This is a genomic window from Burkholderia sp. BCC1993 (assembly GCF_905339865.1).
Lineage (GTDB): Bacteria > Pseudomonadota > Gammaproteobacteria > Burkholderiales > Burkholderiaceae > Burkholderia.
In genome coordinates this window covers 261,315-276,159 of record NZ_CAJPGZ010000011.1, presented here as the reverse complement: position 1 = coordinate 276,159, position 14,845 = coordinate 261,315, and the positions used below count along the sequence as shown (strand labels likewise).

Annotated in this window: 11 protein-coding genes; 6 read left to right on the top strand and 5 right to left on the bottom strand. The window is 69.8% G+C overall.

Annotated features, from left to right (window positions below; all coding sequences use genetic code 11):
* Nucleotides 1-17: 17 nt before the first annotated feature.
* From U4Y91_RS20440 to cobA, 3 genes are all read right to left on the bottom strand, one after another.
* Nucleotides 18-1,061, bottom strand: coding sequence for a CmpA/NrtA family ABC transporter substrate-binding protein (locus U4Y91_RS20440; RefSeq protein WP_321806595.1), 1,044 nt, complete (start codon nt 1,059-1,061; stop codon nt 18-20).
* Nucleotides 1,062-1,066: 5 nt separating this feature from the next.
* Complete coding sequence (locus U4Y91_RS20435) at nt 1,067-1,663, bottom strand: ANTAR domain-containing response regulator (RefSeq protein WP_124522046.1); 597 nt, start codon at nt 1,661-1,663, stop codon at nt 1,067-1,069.
* A 174-nt stretch (nt 1,664-1,837) separates the two neighbouring features.
* Nucleotides 1,838-2,599 carry a uroporphyrinogen-III C-methyltransferase gene (gene cobA / locus U4Y91_RS20430; RefSeq protein ID WP_321806594.1) on the bottom strand — a complete coding sequence of 254 codons (762 nt, stop codon included), beginning with the start codon at nt 2,597-2,599 and terminating at the stop codon, nt 1,838-1,840.
* 730 nt (nt 2,600-3,329) lie between these two features.
* Here cobA and U4Y91_RS20425 point away from each other — a divergent pair.
* Genes U4Y91_RS20425 through U4Y91_RS20410 form a run of 4 tightly spaced genes read left to right on the top strand, consistent with a single transcriptional unit; the run spans nt 3,330 to nt 11,840 of the window.
* The gene (locus U4Y91_RS20425; protein ID WP_321806593.1) at nt 3,330-4,655 is read left to right on the top strand and encodes an MFS transporter; all 1,326 of its coding nucleotides are present in this window, start codon (nt 3,330-3,332) and stop codon (nt 4,653-4,655) included.
* Nucleotides 4,656-4,676: 21 nt separating this feature from the next.
* On the top strand, nt 4,677-7,250 hold the full coding sequence (gene nirB / locus U4Y91_RS20420; RefSeq protein ID WP_321806592.1) for a nitrite reductase large subunit NirB: 2,574 nt from the start codon (nt 4,677-4,679) through the stop codon (nt 7,248-7,250).
* Between the two features lie 38 nt (nt 7,251-7,288).
* Nucleotides 7,289-7,636, top strand: coding sequence for a nitrite reductase small subunit NirD (nirD, locus tag U4Y91_RS20415; protein WP_321806591.1), 348 nt, complete (start codon nt 7,289-7,291; stop codon nt 7,634-7,636).
* Nucleotides 7,637-7,652: 16 nt separating this feature from the next.
* Complete coding sequence (locus U4Y91_RS20410) at nt 7,653-11,840, top strand: bifunctional nitrate reductase/sulfite reductase flavoprotein subunit alpha (RefSeq protein WP_321806590.1); 4,188 nt, start codon at nt 7,653-7,655, stop codon at nt 11,838-11,840.
* Between the two features lie 175 nt (nt 11,841-12,015).
* On the opposite strand, the gene U4Y91_RS20405 is transcribed toward U4Y91_RS20410, so the two are convergent.
* Both U4Y91_RS20405 and U4Y91_RS20400 read right to left on the bottom strand, forming a co-directional pair.
* Nucleotides 12,016-12,792 carry an SDR family oxidoreductase gene (locus U4Y91_RS20405; protein ID WP_321806589.1) on the bottom strand — a complete coding sequence of 259 codons (777 nt, stop codon included), beginning with the start codon at nt 12,790-12,792 and terminating at the stop codon, nt 12,016-12,018.
* Nucleotides 12,793-12,796: 4 nt separating this feature from the next.
* Entirely contained in the window at nt 12,797-13,237 is a 441-nt protein-coding gene (locus U4Y91_RS20400) for a heme-binding protein (protein ID WP_321806588.1), read from the bottom strand.
* Nucleotides 13,238-13,335: 98 nt separating this feature from the next.
* Here U4Y91_RS20400 and U4Y91_RS20395 point away from each other — a divergent pair, with 98 nt between their 5' ends.
* Nucleotides 13,336-14,250, top strand: a complete 915-nt coding sequence (locus U4Y91_RS20395; protein ID WP_321806647.1) for a LysR family transcriptional regulator — start codon at nt 13,336-13,338, stop codon at nt 14,248-14,250.
* An 80-nt stretch (nt 14,251-14,330) separates the two neighbouring features.
* On the top strand, nt 14,331-14,765 hold the full coding sequence (locus tag U4Y91_RS20390) for a hypothetical protein (RefSeq protein ID WP_321806587.1): 435 nt from the start codon (nt 14,331-14,333) through the stop codon (nt 14,763-14,765).
* The last annotated feature ends 80 nt before the right edge of the window (nt 14,766-14,845 follow it).

Sequence of the window (14,845 nt, the reverse complement as noted above, 5' to 3'; positions counted from 1 at the left end):
TCCCGTGCCGGGATGGATCACCTGTCCGCCGCACCACCTTCGGCGACCGCAGCATCATACAACGCCGTCTGCGCGATCGCCGCGGCGATGGCCGCGTCGTCGTGCGTACCGTCGAGCATGCCCCAGCGGCGGTACTGCAACAGGAACCACCGGCCTTCCTGCGGATCCGGCCGGTTCACGGCGCCGCCGTCGTGGAAGCGGATCGGCAGCGGCGGCTGCGCGAACGGCCCCGGGCCGTAGTCGCCGAGCAGGCGCGGTGCGATCAGCCGGGCCGGCACGCCGAGCGCATCGGGCGACGCGAGCCAGCCGGCCGCGTCGCGACGGTGCGCGGCGCTGTCGAGCCACGCGCACGCATCGACGAGCGTGCGGATCAGCGCGCGCGCGGTGGCCGGATACAACGCGACGAAATCGCGCCGGGCCGCGAGCACCTTCTCCGGATGATCGGGCCAGATCTCGCTGGTGACGGCGACGGTCCGGCCCGCGCCGCACGCTTCGGCCACCGCGTGCCACGGCTCGCCCGCGCAGAAGCCGTCGAGTTCGCCGCTCGCGAGCGCCGCGACCATCTCGGGCGGCGGAATCACGACGCTGCGCACATCGCGCAGCGGATCGATGCCGTGCGACGCGAGCCAGTGGTTCAGCCACATCGCATGCGTGCCGGTCGGGAAGGTCTGCGCGAGCAGCGGCTTGCGGCCGAGCGTCGAGAGCGCCGCGCGGACGTCGCCGCTTGCGCGGTAGGCGTCGGCGAGGCCGCGGGCGAACGTAATCGCCTGGCCGTTGCGGTTCAGCACCATCAGCGCGGCCATGTCGGCCTGCGGGCCGCCGATGCCGAGCTGCAGCCCGCACACGAGCCCGTACAGCGCGTGTGCGGCGTCGAGTTCGCCGCTCAGCAGCTTGTCGCGCACGGCAGCCCACGACGGCTGGCGGCTCAGCTCGAGCGTCAGGCCGTGGCGCGCGCCGAGATTCAGCTGCTGCGCGACGATCAGCGGGGCCGCGTCGCTCAGCGCGACGAACCCGAGACGAAGATGCGCGCGTTCCGGCGCGGCGGGAGGCGAAGGGTTCATGGCATTCATGACGGTTGGGACGCATCGAGCAGTTGCCGCGCGACGTCGACGATGCGCAGGCCCTGGTCCATCGCGCGCTTGCGCAGCAACGCATACGCATCGTGCTCGGACAGCCTGCGCTGATCCATCAGCAGGCGCTTCGCGCGATCGATCAGCTTGCGTTCGGCGAGTTCGCGCTCGACGTCGGCGAGCCGGCGGCGCAACGCATCGTCGTGCGAGAAGCGCGCGAGCGCGACTTCGAGGATCGGCGCGAGGCGCTCGGCTGACAGGCCCTCGACGAGATACGCGCTGACGCCGGCGCCGACCGCCGCGTGAATCAGCGCCTGGTCGGCATCGTGGCTGAACATCAGCACGGGGCGCGGCGCGGTCGCGTGCATCACGGCCAGTTGCTCGAGCGTGTCGCGCGACGGCGAATCGGTGTCGATGATCACGACGTCGGGGCGCTGCTCCTCGACGGCGGCGGGCAGGCGGGCGGGCGTCGCGACGTCGTTGAGCATTTCGTAGCCGAGGCGCGCGAGTGCGTCGCCGAGTTCGCCGATCGGCTTGTCGGTGTCGGTGACGAGCAGCACGCGCAGGCGTGCGGGCGGGACGGACGAACTCATGACGCGAACGGGGACGGACCGGCTTCGGTGCAAGGGTTGAACGGGCGGTGCGGGGTGCGGGCGAAAGTCGATGTGCTCGTCGGAACCTCGCGCATGCATCCCCGGCAGCCGGCGCGAACGCGGCCGCGGTGAGCGGAACGGGCGTGGGGACGGTGCCGCGTGACGTGACCCATGCTACGCCGCTCGCGACAGGCGCGCCTCGCCGGCGGCGTCGGTGCACTGCACTGCGGCTTCGCCGATCGCCGCGCCGACCAGCATCACGGCCGGGCTGCCGAGCCCGGCCGCCGCGACGCCGCGCGCGAGGCCGCCGAGCGTGCCGGTCCAGCGGCGCTCGTGCGGCGTGCCGGCCCACTGCACGGCGGCGGCCGGCGTCGACGCGGGCAAGGCGGCGAGCAGGCCCGCCGCGATGCTGGCCACGCGGCTCATGCCCATGTAGATCGCGAGCGTGGTGCCGGTTGCCGCGAGCGCGGCCCAGTCGGGTTCGCCGTGGTCCTGGCGATGTGCGGTGACGAACGTGACGCCCTGGCAGTGCTCGCGGTGCGTGAGCGAGATGCCGAGGCTCGCGGCGGCCGCGAAGCCCGACGAGATGCCGTTGATGATGTCGACGGGAATCGCGGCGGCGCGCAGCGTCGCGAGTTCCTCGCCGGCGCGGCCGAACAGCAGCGCGTCGCCGCCCTTGACGCGCACGACGTGCGCGCCGCGCAGCGCGTAGCGGCGCATCAGTTTCTCGATGAACGCCTGCGGCGTGGAGCGGCAGCCGCCGCGCTTGCCGACGCGGATCACGCGCGCGTGCGGCGCGAGTTCGACGACGCCGGGCGCGACGAGATCGTCGAGCAGCAGCACGTCGGCGGCCGCCAGCGCCTTCACGGCCTTCAGTGTGAGGAGATCGGGATCGCCGGGGCCGGCGCCCAGCAGCGTGACTTTTCCAGTCGTCATGTCGTGTTCCAGTGCCGCGTGCGTGCGGCGGTCGATAACGCATTGTTGCTTGCGGCGGCGGCGGGCGGTCGAAGCGATCGCGACATCCGGCCGTGCCGGGCACGGGGGGACGTCGTTGTCCTGATCTGTTCTGTTGCGCCCGCCTGCGACGGCGGGCCCAACTTGCGGGGACTGCCCACCGGCGCCGTTGCCGGTGTGGTCCGGATTCAGCAATATCCGGGCCAACCTGCTCAAACCGGGCGGCGAGCGCGGCAACAGACGTGGCGTAAGTGCGGCAATTAGTGCGGCAATAAGTGCGGCAATAAGTGCGGCGATACACACGGCGCGACCGCCACGACGGATGCCGGCCCGCATGCGGCCGCGGGGCCGCGGCGCACGCGATGCCGCATCGGCGTGCATCGTGCCCCGTCCACGCGCACCGCGATGTCGCACGGCGACAGTGCTGCAGCGCACCACATCTGTGCCTCGCTGCATCCCGACGCATCGCGCGCGGCGTCCCGCAGCGATGCGTGTGGCAGCCGGCGAGCCTTGCGCGGCGGGGCTGCGCGTGTGATTCGGGCCGACATGGCACGGCGTTTGCGTAAGCTGGCTCGGGCGGATCAATGGCGATTCGTCCGCAGTACCGATTACCGACGCGCCCGGAAACGGGCTTCATGGGCAACGGCGTCCTACACATCGGGTCTCGACGAGACCGGGTGTGCAGGACGCCGTTTTTCGTTTGGCGGATGACATGACCGACAAAGCTACCCGTATCGATCTCTTCAGCTTCCGCACCGCGCCGATGCGCGCGTTCCACATGACGTGGATGGCGTTCTTCGTATGCTTCTTCGCGTGGTTCGCATGCGCGCCGTTGATGCCGCTGATTGCGCGCGAGTTCCACCTCACCGCGGCACAGGTCGCGAACATCAACATCGCCGCGGTGGCCGCGACGATCGCCGTGCGGCTGCTGGTCGGCCCGATGTGCGACCGCTTCGGCCCGCGCCGCATCTATGTCGGGCTGCTCGTGCTCGGCGCGATTCCGGTGTTCGCGGTGTCGTTCTCGCACGACTATGTGACGTTCCTGATCTGCCGGCTCGGCATCGGCGCGATCGGCGCGGGCTTCGTGATCACGCAGTACCACACGTCGGTGATGTTCGCGCCGAACGTGGTCGGCACCGCGAACGCGACGACGGCCGGCTGGGGCAACGCCGGCGCGGGCGCGACGCAGGCGATGATGCCGCTGCTCGTCGCCGCCGGCCTGATGCTCGGCTTCGGCGACGACGCGTCGTGGCGCATCGCGCTCGTCGTGCCGGGCGTCGCGATGCTCGCGATGGCCTGGGCGTACTGGCGCTTCACGCAAGACTGCCCGCAAGGCGACTTCGTCGCGCTGCGCAAGCAGGGCGTGACGGTCGACAGCGGCAAGAAGGGCGGCTGGGCGAGCTTCTTCGCCGCGTGCGGCAACTATCGCGTGTGGATGCTGTTCGTCACGTACGGCGCGTGCTTCGGCGTCGAGGTGTTCATCCACAACATCGCCGCGCTGTACTACGTCGATCACTTCAAGCTGTCGCTGAAGGACGCCGGCCTCGCAGCCGGGACGTTCGGGCTGCTCGCGCTGTTCGCCCGCGCGCTCGGCGGCTGGCTGTCGGACAAGATCGCCGCGCGCCGCAGCCTCGACGTGCGCGCGACGCTGCTGTGCGCGCTGATCGTCGGCGAAGGGCTCGGGCTGGTCTGGTTCTCGCATGCGCAGGGCATCGGCATGGCGCTCGTCGCGATGCTGACCTTCGGCCTCTTCACGCACATGGCCTGCGGCGCGACCTATGCGCTGGTGCCGTTCATCGACCGCAAGGCGCTCGGCGGCGTCGCCGGGATCGTCGGCGCGGGCGGCAACGTCGGCGCGGTGGCCGCGGCGTTCCTGCTGAAGGGCGTCGGCGACGTGCAGCACACGCTGAGCCTGCTCGGGCTCGCCGTCACCGCGACCGCGCTGTGCGCGATGGCCGTGCGCTTCAGCGAAGAACACAAGGCACGCGAGGCCGAGCTGCGCGACCGCGCGCTCGCCGCCGCCAGCGTCGCGAACTGATCGACCGAAGGAAACGTCATCATGAAACTCATCGTCATCGGCCACGGGATGGTCGGCCACAAGCTCCTCGAATGCGTCGCCGCGCAAGCCGGCGCGGCGGGCGCGCTGCAGGTCACGGTGCTCGGCGAGGAACCGCGTCCGGCGTACGACCGCGTGCACCTGTCGGAATTCTTCGCGGGCAAGTCGGCCGACGACCTGTCGCTCGTTGAGCCCGGTTTCTTCGAACGGCATCCGCAGTTCGACCTGCGCCTGAACGCGTGCGTCGCGTCGATCGATCGCGACGCGCACACGGTCACGCTCGCGTCCGGCGAAACGCTCGCATACGACAAGCTGGTGCTCGCGACGGGCTCGCGTCCGTTCGTGCCGCCGGTGCCGGGCCGCGATCGCGCGGGCTGCTTCGTGTACCGGACGATCGAGGATCTCGAAGCGATGCAGGCGTGCGGCACGCACGCGAAGCGCGGCGTGGTGATCGGCGGCGGGCTGCTCGGCCTCGAATGCGCGAAGGCGTTGCGCGACATGGGGCTCGACACGCACGTCGTCGAATTCGCACCGCGGCTGATGGCGGTGCAGGTCGACGACGGCGGCGGCCGGATGCTGCGCGCGAAGATCGAGGCGCTCGGTGTGACCGTGCATACGGGCAAGAACACGCTCGAGATCGTCGACGGCGAGCAAGGCACGCACCGGATGGCGTTTGCCGACGGTTCGCATCTCGATGCCGACATGATCGTGTTTTCGGCCGGCATCCGCGCACGCGACGAACTGGCGCGTGCGTGCGGCCTCGAAATCGGCCCGCGCGGCGGCGTCGCGATCGACGACGCGTGCCGCACGAGCGACGCCGACATCTACGCGATCGGCGAATGCGCGGCCTGGAACGGGATGGTGTACGGGCTCGTCGCACCGGGCTACGACATGGCGCGCGTGGTCGCGAAGCAGCTCGGCGGTGCCCCGGAAGAAGCGGCCGACGCCGCGTTCGCCGGTGCCGACATGAGCACCAAGCTGAAGCTGATGGGCGTCGACGTCGCGAGCATCGGCGACGCGCACGGCGCGACGGCCGGCAGCCGCACCTACCAGTACGCGGACGAGCGCCGCCAGGTCTACAAGAAACTGGTGGTGTCCGACTGCGGCAAATTCCTGCACGGTGCGGTGATGGTCGGCGACGCGGCCGAATACGGCACGCTGCTGCAGATGATGCTGAACCGCATCGAGCTGCCCGAGTCGCCGGAATTCCTGATCCTGCCGTCGTCGGACGGCGCGGCGAAGCCCGCGATCGGTGTCGACGCGCTGCCGGAAGGCGCGCAGATCTGCTCGTGCAACAACGTGTCGAAGTCGCAGATCTGCGCGGCGGTGGCCGACGGCGCGACGAGCCTGGGCGCACTGAAGTCGTGCACGGGCGCGGGCACGTCGTGCGGCGGCTGCGTGCCGCTCGTCACGCAGATCATGAAGGCCGAGATGAAGAAGCAGGGCCTCGCGGTCAACAACCATCTGTGCGAGCACTTCCCGTATTCGCGCCAGGAGCTGTTCCACCTGATCCGCGTCGAGCGCATCACGACCTTCGACGCACTGCTCGCGAAGCACGGCCACGGGCTCGGCTGCGACGTGTGCAAGCCGGCGGTGGCGGGCATCCTCGCGTCGTGCTTCAACGAGTTCGTGCTGAAGAAGGAGCATGCGGGGCTGCAGGATTCGAACGACTACTACCTCGCGAACATCCAGCGCGACGGCACGTACTCGGTCGTGCCGCGCATGCCGGGCGGCGAGGTGACGCCGGAAGGGCTGATCGCGGTCGGTCAGGTCGCGAAGAAGTACGGGCTCTACACGAAGATCACCGGCGGCCAGCGCGTCGACCTGTTCGGCGCGCGCGTCGAGCAGCTGCCGTCGATCTGGGAGGAACTGATCGCGGCCGGCTTCGAATCGGGGCATGCGTACGGCAAGGCGCTTCGTACCGTGAAGTCGTGCGTCGGCTCGACGTGGTGCCGCTACGGCGTCGACGATTCGGTCGGCCTCGCGATCGACCTCGAGAACCGCTACAAGGGCCTGCGCGCGCCGCACAAGATCAAGTTCGGCGTATCGGGCTGCACGCGCGAGTGTGCGGAAGCGCAAGGCAAGGACGTCGGGATCATCGCGACCGAGAAGGGCTGGAACCTGTACGTGTGCGGCAATGGCGGGATGAAGCCGCGCCACGCGGAACTGCTCGCGTCCGACCTCGACCGCGCCACGCTGATCCGCTACATCGACCGCTTCCTGATGTTCTACGTGCGCACCGCCGACCGGCTGCAGCGCACCAGCGTGTGGCGCGACAACCTCGAGGGCGGGCTCGACTACCTGGCCGACGTCGTCGTGCACGACACGCTCGGGATCGCGGCCGAACTCGAAACCGACATGCAGCACGTGGTCGACACCTACGAATGTGAATGGAAGAAGGCCGTCACCGATCCGGACACGCGCAAGCGCTTCCGCCACTTCGTGAACAGCGACGCGCCGGACACGACCATCGCATTCGTCGAGACGCGCGGCCAGATCCGGCCTGCCACGCTCGCCGAGCGCGCGGGCGGCAAGCCCGTTGCGATTCCCGTCGTCGCCGAACCCGCAACCGTGTGACTTCGACCGACACCAGCGTCTTTTCCAAGGAGCCCATCATGAACGATCGTCATCCCCTGTCCTGGACCCGCGTGTGCCCGCTCGACGACATCGTGCCGAACACCGGCGTGTGCGCGCTCGTCAACGGCGAGCAGGTCGCCGTGTTTCACGTCGCGCATGCCGCGGAAGGCGGCGTGTTCGCGATCGACAACGTCGACCCGGTGTCGCAGGCGGCGGTGATGTCGCGCGGGCTGATCGGCAGCCTCGGCGAGCGCGTGGTGGTCGCGTCGCCGCTGTACAAGCAGCATTTCGACCTGCGGACCGGCGAATGTCTCGAAGCGCCCGAGCAGTCGGTGAGCGCGTATCCGTCGCGGGTCGAGGACGGTTTCGTGTGGATCGCCGCCTGAACGCCCCGGAGCACGCATGAGCGCCACCCCCGTCAAGAGCGTGTGCCCGTACTGCGGCGTCGGCTGCGGGATGGTGCTGCACGTCGAGGATGACGAAGTCGTCAAGGTATCGGGCGACTCCGACCATCCGACCAACTTCGGGCGGCTGTGCACGAAGGGCGCGTCGGCGCACGTCGCGTTGCGCCGTTCCGGGCGGCTCGACCGCGCGTTCGTGCGGCGCGCGCGCGAGGACGACCTCGTGCCGCTGCCGGCCCGCGACGCGATCGCCGAGACCGCGCGGCGGCTGCGCGCGGTGCTCGACGCGCACGGGCCCGACGCGCTGTCGTTCTACGTGTCGGGGCAGATGTCGATCGAGGCGCAATACCTCGTGAACAAGCTCGCGAAAGGCTTCGTCGGCACCAACAACATCGAGTCGAACTCGCGCCTGTGCATGGCGAGCGCGGGCACCGGCTACAAGCAGTCGCTCGGCGCGGACGGCCCGCCCGGGTCGTACCAGGACTTCGATCGCGCGAACCTGTTCTTCGTGATCGGCGCGAACATGGCCGATTGCCACCCGATCCTGTTCCTGCGGATGATGGATCGCGTGAAGGCCGGCGCGAAGCTGATCGTCGTCGATCCGCGCCGCACCGGCACCGCCGACAAGGCCGACCTGTTCCTGCAGATCCGGCCGGGCACCGATCTCGCGCTGACCAACGGATTGCTGCACCTGCTGCACGCGAACGGCCGCACCGATGCCGCGTTCATCGATGCGTACACCGAAGGCTGGGACGCGATGCCCGCGTTCCTCGCCGACTACACGCCCGAGCGCGTTGCCGAAATCACGGGCCTCGCGGAAGCCGACATCCGCACGGCCGCGCAATGGATCGGCGACGCGCAGGAATGGATGAGCTGCTGGACGATGGGGCTCAACCAGAGCACGCACGGCGTGTGGAACACCAACGCGATCTGCAACCTGCATCTCGCGACGGGCACGATCTGCCGCCCGGGCAGCGGGCCGTTCTCACTGACCGGCCAGCCGAACGCAATGGGCGGGCGCGAGATGGGCTACATGGGCCCCGGGCTGCCGGGCCAGCGCTCGGTGCTGTCCGACGACGACCGGCGCTTCGTCGAACACCTGTGGCGCGTGCCGGCCGGCACGCTGCGCCAGGACGCCGGCCGCGGCACCGTCGACCTGTTCGAACGGATGGCAGCCGGCGACATCAAGGCATGCTGGATCGTCTGCACGAATCCTGTCGCGACGGTGCCGAACCGGCAGAACGTGATCGCGGGGCTGCAGGCCGCGGAGCTCGTGATCGCGCAGGACGCATTCCTCGACACCGAGACCAACCGCTACGCGGACATCCTGCTGCCCGGCGCGCTGTGGGCCGAGGGCGACGGCGTGATGATCAACTCCGAACGCAACATGACGCTGATGCGCGCCGCGGTTGCGCCGCCCGGCGACGCGCTGCCGGACTGGCGCATCGTCGCGGAAGTCGCGCGCGCGATGGGTTTCGGCGATGCGTTCGACTATGCGTCGGCGGCCGACGTGTTCGACGAGATCGTGCGGTTTTCGAATCCGGCGACCGGCTACGACCTGCGCGGCGCGAGCCATGCGGCGCTGCGCGAGGGCCCGGTGCAATGGCCGGTCGCGCCGGGCGCCGCGCGCGAGCGGCACCCGATCCGCTACCTGAACGACGGCGTGAGCCAGACGCCGCGCGCGGCAGCCGACGGCGGCGATGCGCCGCGCCTCGCGTTCCCGACGCCGTCGGGCAAGGCGCGCTTCTTCGCGCGGCCGCACGTCGATCCGGCCGAGCTGCCGGACGATACGTTCCCGATCGTGCTGAACACCGGCCGTTTGCAGCATCAATGGCACACGATGACGAAGACGGGCAAGGTCGCGATGCTGAACAAGCTCAATCCGCGCCCGTTCGTCGAACTGCATCCGGACGACGCGAGCGCGCTCGGCATCGCCACGAAGGACAGCGTCGAGATTCGCTCGGCGCGCGGCCGCGCCGTGCTGCCGGCCGTCGTGACCGAGCGCGTGCAGCGCGGCAACTGCTTCGCGCCGATGCACTGGAACGACGTGTACGGCGACGACTTGTGCATCAACGCGGTGACGAACGATGCGATCGATCCGGAATCGCAGCAACCCGAACTGAAGTATTGCGCGGTCGCGCTCGCGCGCGTCGACACGGACGCGTTCGCGTCCGCCGCCGACGACACGGCGCGACCCGATGCCGCCGCTGGCGACGCGCGGCCCGTGCCGGCGGCGGTGCAGATCACGGCTTCACAGGAATCCGACATGGCAGACCTCGACACTTTCGCGGCCGCGCTCGGCGTGGCCGATCTCGCGCCGCCGCCGCTCACCGACGCGGAGCGCCTGTACGTGGCGGGCCTCGTCAGCGGGCTGAAGGCGAGCGCCGGCCGGCGCGACGGCGGCGTGCCGGTGCTGCCGGCCGGCGCGCCGCTCACGCCGCCGGTGCGGTTCTGGCTCGACGGAATGCTGGCGGGGCTGTTCAGCCGCGCGGTGCCGGCCCACACCGCGGATGGCGCGGCGCCCGCACTGCCGGCCGAGGCCGCCGCGCCCGGCGGCGTGCGGATCGTGCGCACGCGCCCGAAGGTCGTGCTGCTGTGGGCGTCGCAGACCGGCAACATCGAATCGCTGACCGAGGATTATGCGACGCAGCTGATGAACGCCGGCTTCGAGATCCGCACCGCGTGCATGTCCGACTATCCGGTCGCGTCGCTGGCCGGCGCGCAATACGTGCTGCTGATGACGAGCACGTTCGGCGACGGCGACGCGCCCGACAACGGCAGCGAGTTCTGGGACGCGCTGCAGGCCGGCAGCGCCGCGCGCCTCGACGGCGTGCACTTCGCGGTGCTCGCGTTCGGCGATCGCAACTACGACCAGTTTTGCGGGCACGGCCGCCGGCTCGATGCGAGGCTCGCGGAACTCGGCGCGGCGCGCCTGTGCGCGCGAGTCGATTGCGACGTCGAGTTCCAGCGCGATGCCGACCAGTGGCTCGAACGCGTGGTCGCCCGGATCAAGGAGGCGGATGCGGCGCTGCATGCGGTGCCGACCGCCGGGATGAGCGCGTCGGGGCTGCTGCCGACCAAGGCGCATCCGGCGCCGTCGAAGCTCGTCGCGAACCTGCGGCTCAACCGGCCGGGCGCCGCGAAGGACACGCGCTACGTGTCGCTGTCGACCGAAGGCGCGAACCTCGAATACGAAACCGGCGACGCGCTCGGCGTGTGGCCGACCAACTGCCCGGAGCTGGTCGACGAGCTGCTGTCGGTCACCGCGCTGAAGGCCGATGCCACCGTGTCGGTCGCGGGTGTCGGCGACGTGCGTCTCGGCGATGCGCTGGCGCGCCACTTCGACATCACGCGCCCGCATCCCGACACGCTCGCGTTCATCGCATCGCGCAGCGCGAATGGTGCGCTGAAGGCGCTGCTCGGCGACGATCGCAAGGCCGACCTGAAGCAATGGTTGTGGGGGCAACAGCTCGCGGACGTGCTGCACGAGTTTCCGGTCGATCTGTCGGGCACGGAGCTGGTCGGGATGCTGAAGCGGCTGCAGCCGCGCCTGTATTCGATCGCGTCGAGCCCGAGCGCGCACCCGGGCGAGATTCACCTGACGGTGTCGGCCGTGCGTTATCACAACGGCCGGCGCGCGCGCAAAGGCGTCGCGTCGACGTTCCTCGCCGATCGCGCGGACGACGGCCGTGTGCCGGTGTTCGTGCAGAAGTCCGCGCATTTCCGGCCGCCGGTGAACGGCGACGTGCCGGTCGTGATGGTCGGGCCCGGCACCGGCGTCGCGCCGTTCCGCGGCTTCCTGCACGAGCGGCAGGCGCGCGGCGCGCGCGGACGCAACTGGCTGTTCTTCGGCGAGCAGCATGCGCAGACCGACTTCTACTACGGCGACGAACTGAGCGCGATGCGCGACAGCGGCTTCCTGACGCGGCTCGATCTCGCGTTCTCGCGCGACCAGGCCGACAAGATCTACGTGCAGGACCGGATGCGCGAGCAGGGCGCCGAGCTGTACAAGTGGCTGGAAGAGGGCGCGCACTTCTACGTATGCGGCGACGCCGCGCGGATGGCCAAGGACGTCGATACCGCGCTGAAGGCGGTCGTCGCCGAGCACGGCGGGATGTCGGACGAAGCCGCGAACGACTACGTCGCGAAGCTCTCGAAGGCGCGGCGCTACATGCGGGACGTGTACTGAGCGCGCGCGGCGCGGCTCGACGCGGCCCGCCCGGTTGCGGGCCAGGCTTCGGCGACGCGTTGACCCGCGACGGTTCGTGCCGTCGGGAAGGTCATCGACGGCGAACGTCGTACGCGACAGGCCGGGCGGCGGGCAGGGCGTTCCTGCGTGAACCGCCGGCCGCCGCCGGTTTGCGTCACTGCTGACGGTCCCACGCGCGCGCCTGCTCGGCGCGCACGAACGCTTCCGACGACTGCGGCAGCAGGTTGCGGAACGCGCCGCCGTCGCTTTCGATCACGTCGACCATCTTCGCGATCATCTCTTCCGGATCGTGCTGTTCGAGTGGGAAGGTCAGCCGCTCGGGCGTCACGGTGTGGACGGCCGGATCGCGCCAGCGCCGCGGTGTTTCCATCATCCGGTCGTTGAAGCCGGTGCTGTACGGGCCCGGGTTCACGACCGCGACGCGGATGCCGTGCGGCGCCAGTTCCGCGTGCATCGCCTCGGCGACCGATTCGACCGCGTGCTTCGACGCGCAATAGGCGCCCGTGAACGGCCCGGTGATCAGCCCCGCGATGGACGACACGAACACGATCTTGCCGTGCCCGCGCGCGAGCATGCCGCGGGCGATCTGCTGCGTGAGTTCGAGCGGCCCGAACAGGTTGACGTCGAACAGCTCGCGCACGATCTCGACCGGCAGGTCGACCAGCGCGCCGGCTTCGCCGACGCCCGCGTTGTTCACGAGCACGTCGACTTCGAATTCGGCCGCGCGGGCGCGGTCGTAGGCCGACGTCACGTCGAGCTTCACCGCGCGCAGTGCCGTGCCGCGCTGCGCGGCGGCGTCCGTCAGCGCGTCGATCTCGGCGGTCGTGCGCACGCCGGCCGTGACCGCGTGACCGTGTTGCGCGAGCCGCAGCGCGACTTCGTGGCCGAAGCCGGTGCCCGCGCCGGTGATGAGGATGCGTTTCTGTGCCATGTGCTTACCTCGAGGTGGGAAAGATTGCGTGAAAGCGGTCGCGGCAGTGCCGGGCGATCGCGTCGTCCTGCTCGACGCTGCCGCCCGATATGCCGATCGCGCCGACGCAGCGCCCGCTGCCGTCGACGAGCGGCTCGCCGCCGCCGAACGTGACGAGCCCGCCGTGGCTGTGCTCGATCCCGCGCAGCGGGCCGTCGCCGGACATCGCGCCGAGCGCGGCGGTCGATGCGCGGAAGCGGATCGCGGTCAGCGCCTTGCGTTGCGCGAGGTCGATCGCACCGAGAAAGCAGTCGCCGGTGCGCAGGAACGCGAGCAGGTTCGCGCCGGCGTCGACGATCGCGACCGACACGCCGGCGACCTGCAGCGACGCAGCCTGCGCGAGCGCGGCTTCGATCGTCTGCCGGACGGCTGTGAGCGGCAGTGCGGGGCTGTTGTGCGAATTCATTCGATGTTCCGGTTGAAGGGCGACCGAGGCAGTGTAGGCAGTTCCGGTATATGGGAGAATCCGTATTCCACTCGAAGGAGTTTCAAGTTTTTTTAATGATGAGCAGACGCGATCCGATGGCCGGGCTGCACGTGTTCATGAGCGTCGCGACGGCCGGCAACTTCACGCGCGCGGCCGCCGCGCTGGGCCTGACGCCGGCTGCCGTCAGCCTTGCGATTGGCCAGCTCGAAGGCGAACTGAACGTGAAACTGTTCAACCGCAGCACGCGCGGCGTGAGCCTGACCGAAGCCGGCCAGCATTACCGGCAGCAGACGGAGCCTGCGTACCGGCAGGTCATGCAGGCGCGCGACGCGCTGAAGGAGGTGCGCAGCGAGCCGGGCGGGTTGTTGCGCGTCACGGCGCTGCCGCTGGCCCGCTCGCTCGTGATCGCGCCGGTTCTGGCCGCGTTCCGCGCGCGCTATCCGAAGGTCCGGCTCGAAATCCGCTACGAGAACGAGCTGGTCGATATCGCGAAGGAGGGCTTCGACGCGGGGATTCGTCTTGCCGACCGGCTGCAACCCGGCATGATCGGCGTGCGGATCGCGCCCGCGCTGACCTGCGCGCTGGTCGCCTCGCCCGGCTATCTGGCGCGGCACGGCACGCCCGCGTCGATCGCCGAGCTGGCGCGCCATGCGTGCATCCGTTTCCGGTTTTCGGAGAGCGGGCGCCTGCACAAGTGGCTGCTGCACGACGGGCGCCACGACGTCGATCTCGATCCGGAAGGCGTGCTCGTGACGAACGATGCGGATGCGGTGATCGATGCCGCGCGCGAGGGCGTCGGCATCGCGTTCGCGTTCATGCGCGAGCGCATCGACGCGGACCTGCGCGACGGCACGCTCGTCGAGGTGCTGCCCGGTGCGTGCCGGACACTGCCGCCGATGTGGCTCTATTACGTGAATCGCAAGCACGTGCCGGCGAAGCTGCGCGCGTTCATCGACGTGCTGCGGGAGCGCGACGGTGCGGATGCGACGTGATCGCATCGGCCGGCTGACTGCAGCGATGGCCGTGGCGGCGCATGATGGCAGCTCCAGCCACCAAGCCTTGGAGTCGCGTCATGACGGCATCTCCGTATTCTCCGATTCGAACCCTTGTGATCGCCGCAGCGCTGGCCGGCGCCGCGATCTGCGGCGCACCGGCCTTCGGACAGATGTCGACCGTGCCGGCCGGCTCGGCCACTGCGACGCCCGACAACGCGATATTGCTGACGGTTTTCCTGAAACACGACCAGTCGCGCCCGCTTGCCGAACTGAATGCGCAACTCGCGAAGCAGGGGTTCTACAAGGCGTTTCCGCCGCCGGGCGTCGAAGTGGTGAGCTGGACCGTGACGATGGGGATCGGGCAGATCGTCGTGCTGCGGCTGCCGGCGTCGCGGCTGCGCGAGGTCAATCGCGTGCTCGAGGATACGGCGTGGGGCGCGTACCGGACGGAGTTTTATCCGACTTACGACTACAAGGCGATTGCGTTGGGGGAGCGTGAGCGGGGGAAGTGAGGCGGAATATAAAAAGTGAAATGCGTGGTCGATTTCGAGATGGTGTTGAGGGCGCATCCTTTATCTCGATAATGATTTTT

What these genes read in the sequence shown, in the direction of transcription:
- U4Y91_RS20440 (WP_321806595.1), bottom strand. Translation starts at nt 1,061, where the DNA reads ATGAACCCTTCGCCTCCCGCCGCGCCGGAACGCGCGCATCTTCGTCTC.
- U4Y91_RS20435 (WP_124522046.1), bottom strand. Translation starts at nt 1,663, where the DNA reads ATGAGTTCGTCCGTCCCGCCCGCACGCCTGCGCGTGCTGCTCGTCACC.
- nirD (WP_321806591.1), top strand. Translation starts at nt 7,289, where the DNA reads ATGAACGATCGTCATCCCCTGTCCTGGACCCGCGTGTGCCCGCTCGAC.
- U4Y91_RS20400 (WP_321806588.1), bottom strand. Translation starts at nt 13,237, where the DNA reads ATGAATTCGCACAACAGCCCCGCACTGCCGCTCACAGCCGTCCGGCAG.
- nirB (WP_321806592.1), top strand. Translation starts at nt 4,677, where the DNA reads ATGAAACTCATCGTCATCGGCCACGGGATGGTCGGCCACAAGCTCCTC.
- U4Y91_RS20395 (WP_321806647.1), top strand. Translation starts at nt 13,336, where the DNA reads ATGAGCAGACGCGATCCGATGGCCGGGCTGCACGTGTTCATGAGCGTC.
- cobA (WP_321806594.1), bottom strand. Translation starts at nt 2,599, where the DNA reads ATGACGACTGGAAAAGTCACGCTGCTGGGCGCCGGCCCCGGCGATCCC.
- U4Y91_RS20425 (WP_321806593.1), top strand. Translation starts at nt 3,330, where the DNA reads ATGACCGACAAAGCTACCCGTATCGATCTCTTCAGCTTCCGCACCGCG.
- U4Y91_RS20390 (WP_321806587.1), top strand. Translation starts at nt 14,331, where the DNA reads ATGACGGCATCTCCGTATTCTCCGATTCGAACCCTTGTGATCGCCGCA.
- U4Y91_RS20410 (WP_321806590.1), top strand. Translation starts at nt 7,653, where the DNA reads ATGAGCGCCACCCCCGTCAAGAGCGTGTGCCCGTACTGCGGCGTCGGC.
- U4Y91_RS20405 (WP_321806589.1), bottom strand. Translation starts at nt 12,792, where the DNA reads ATGGCACAGAAACGCATCCTCATCACCGGCGCGGGCACCGGCTTCGGC.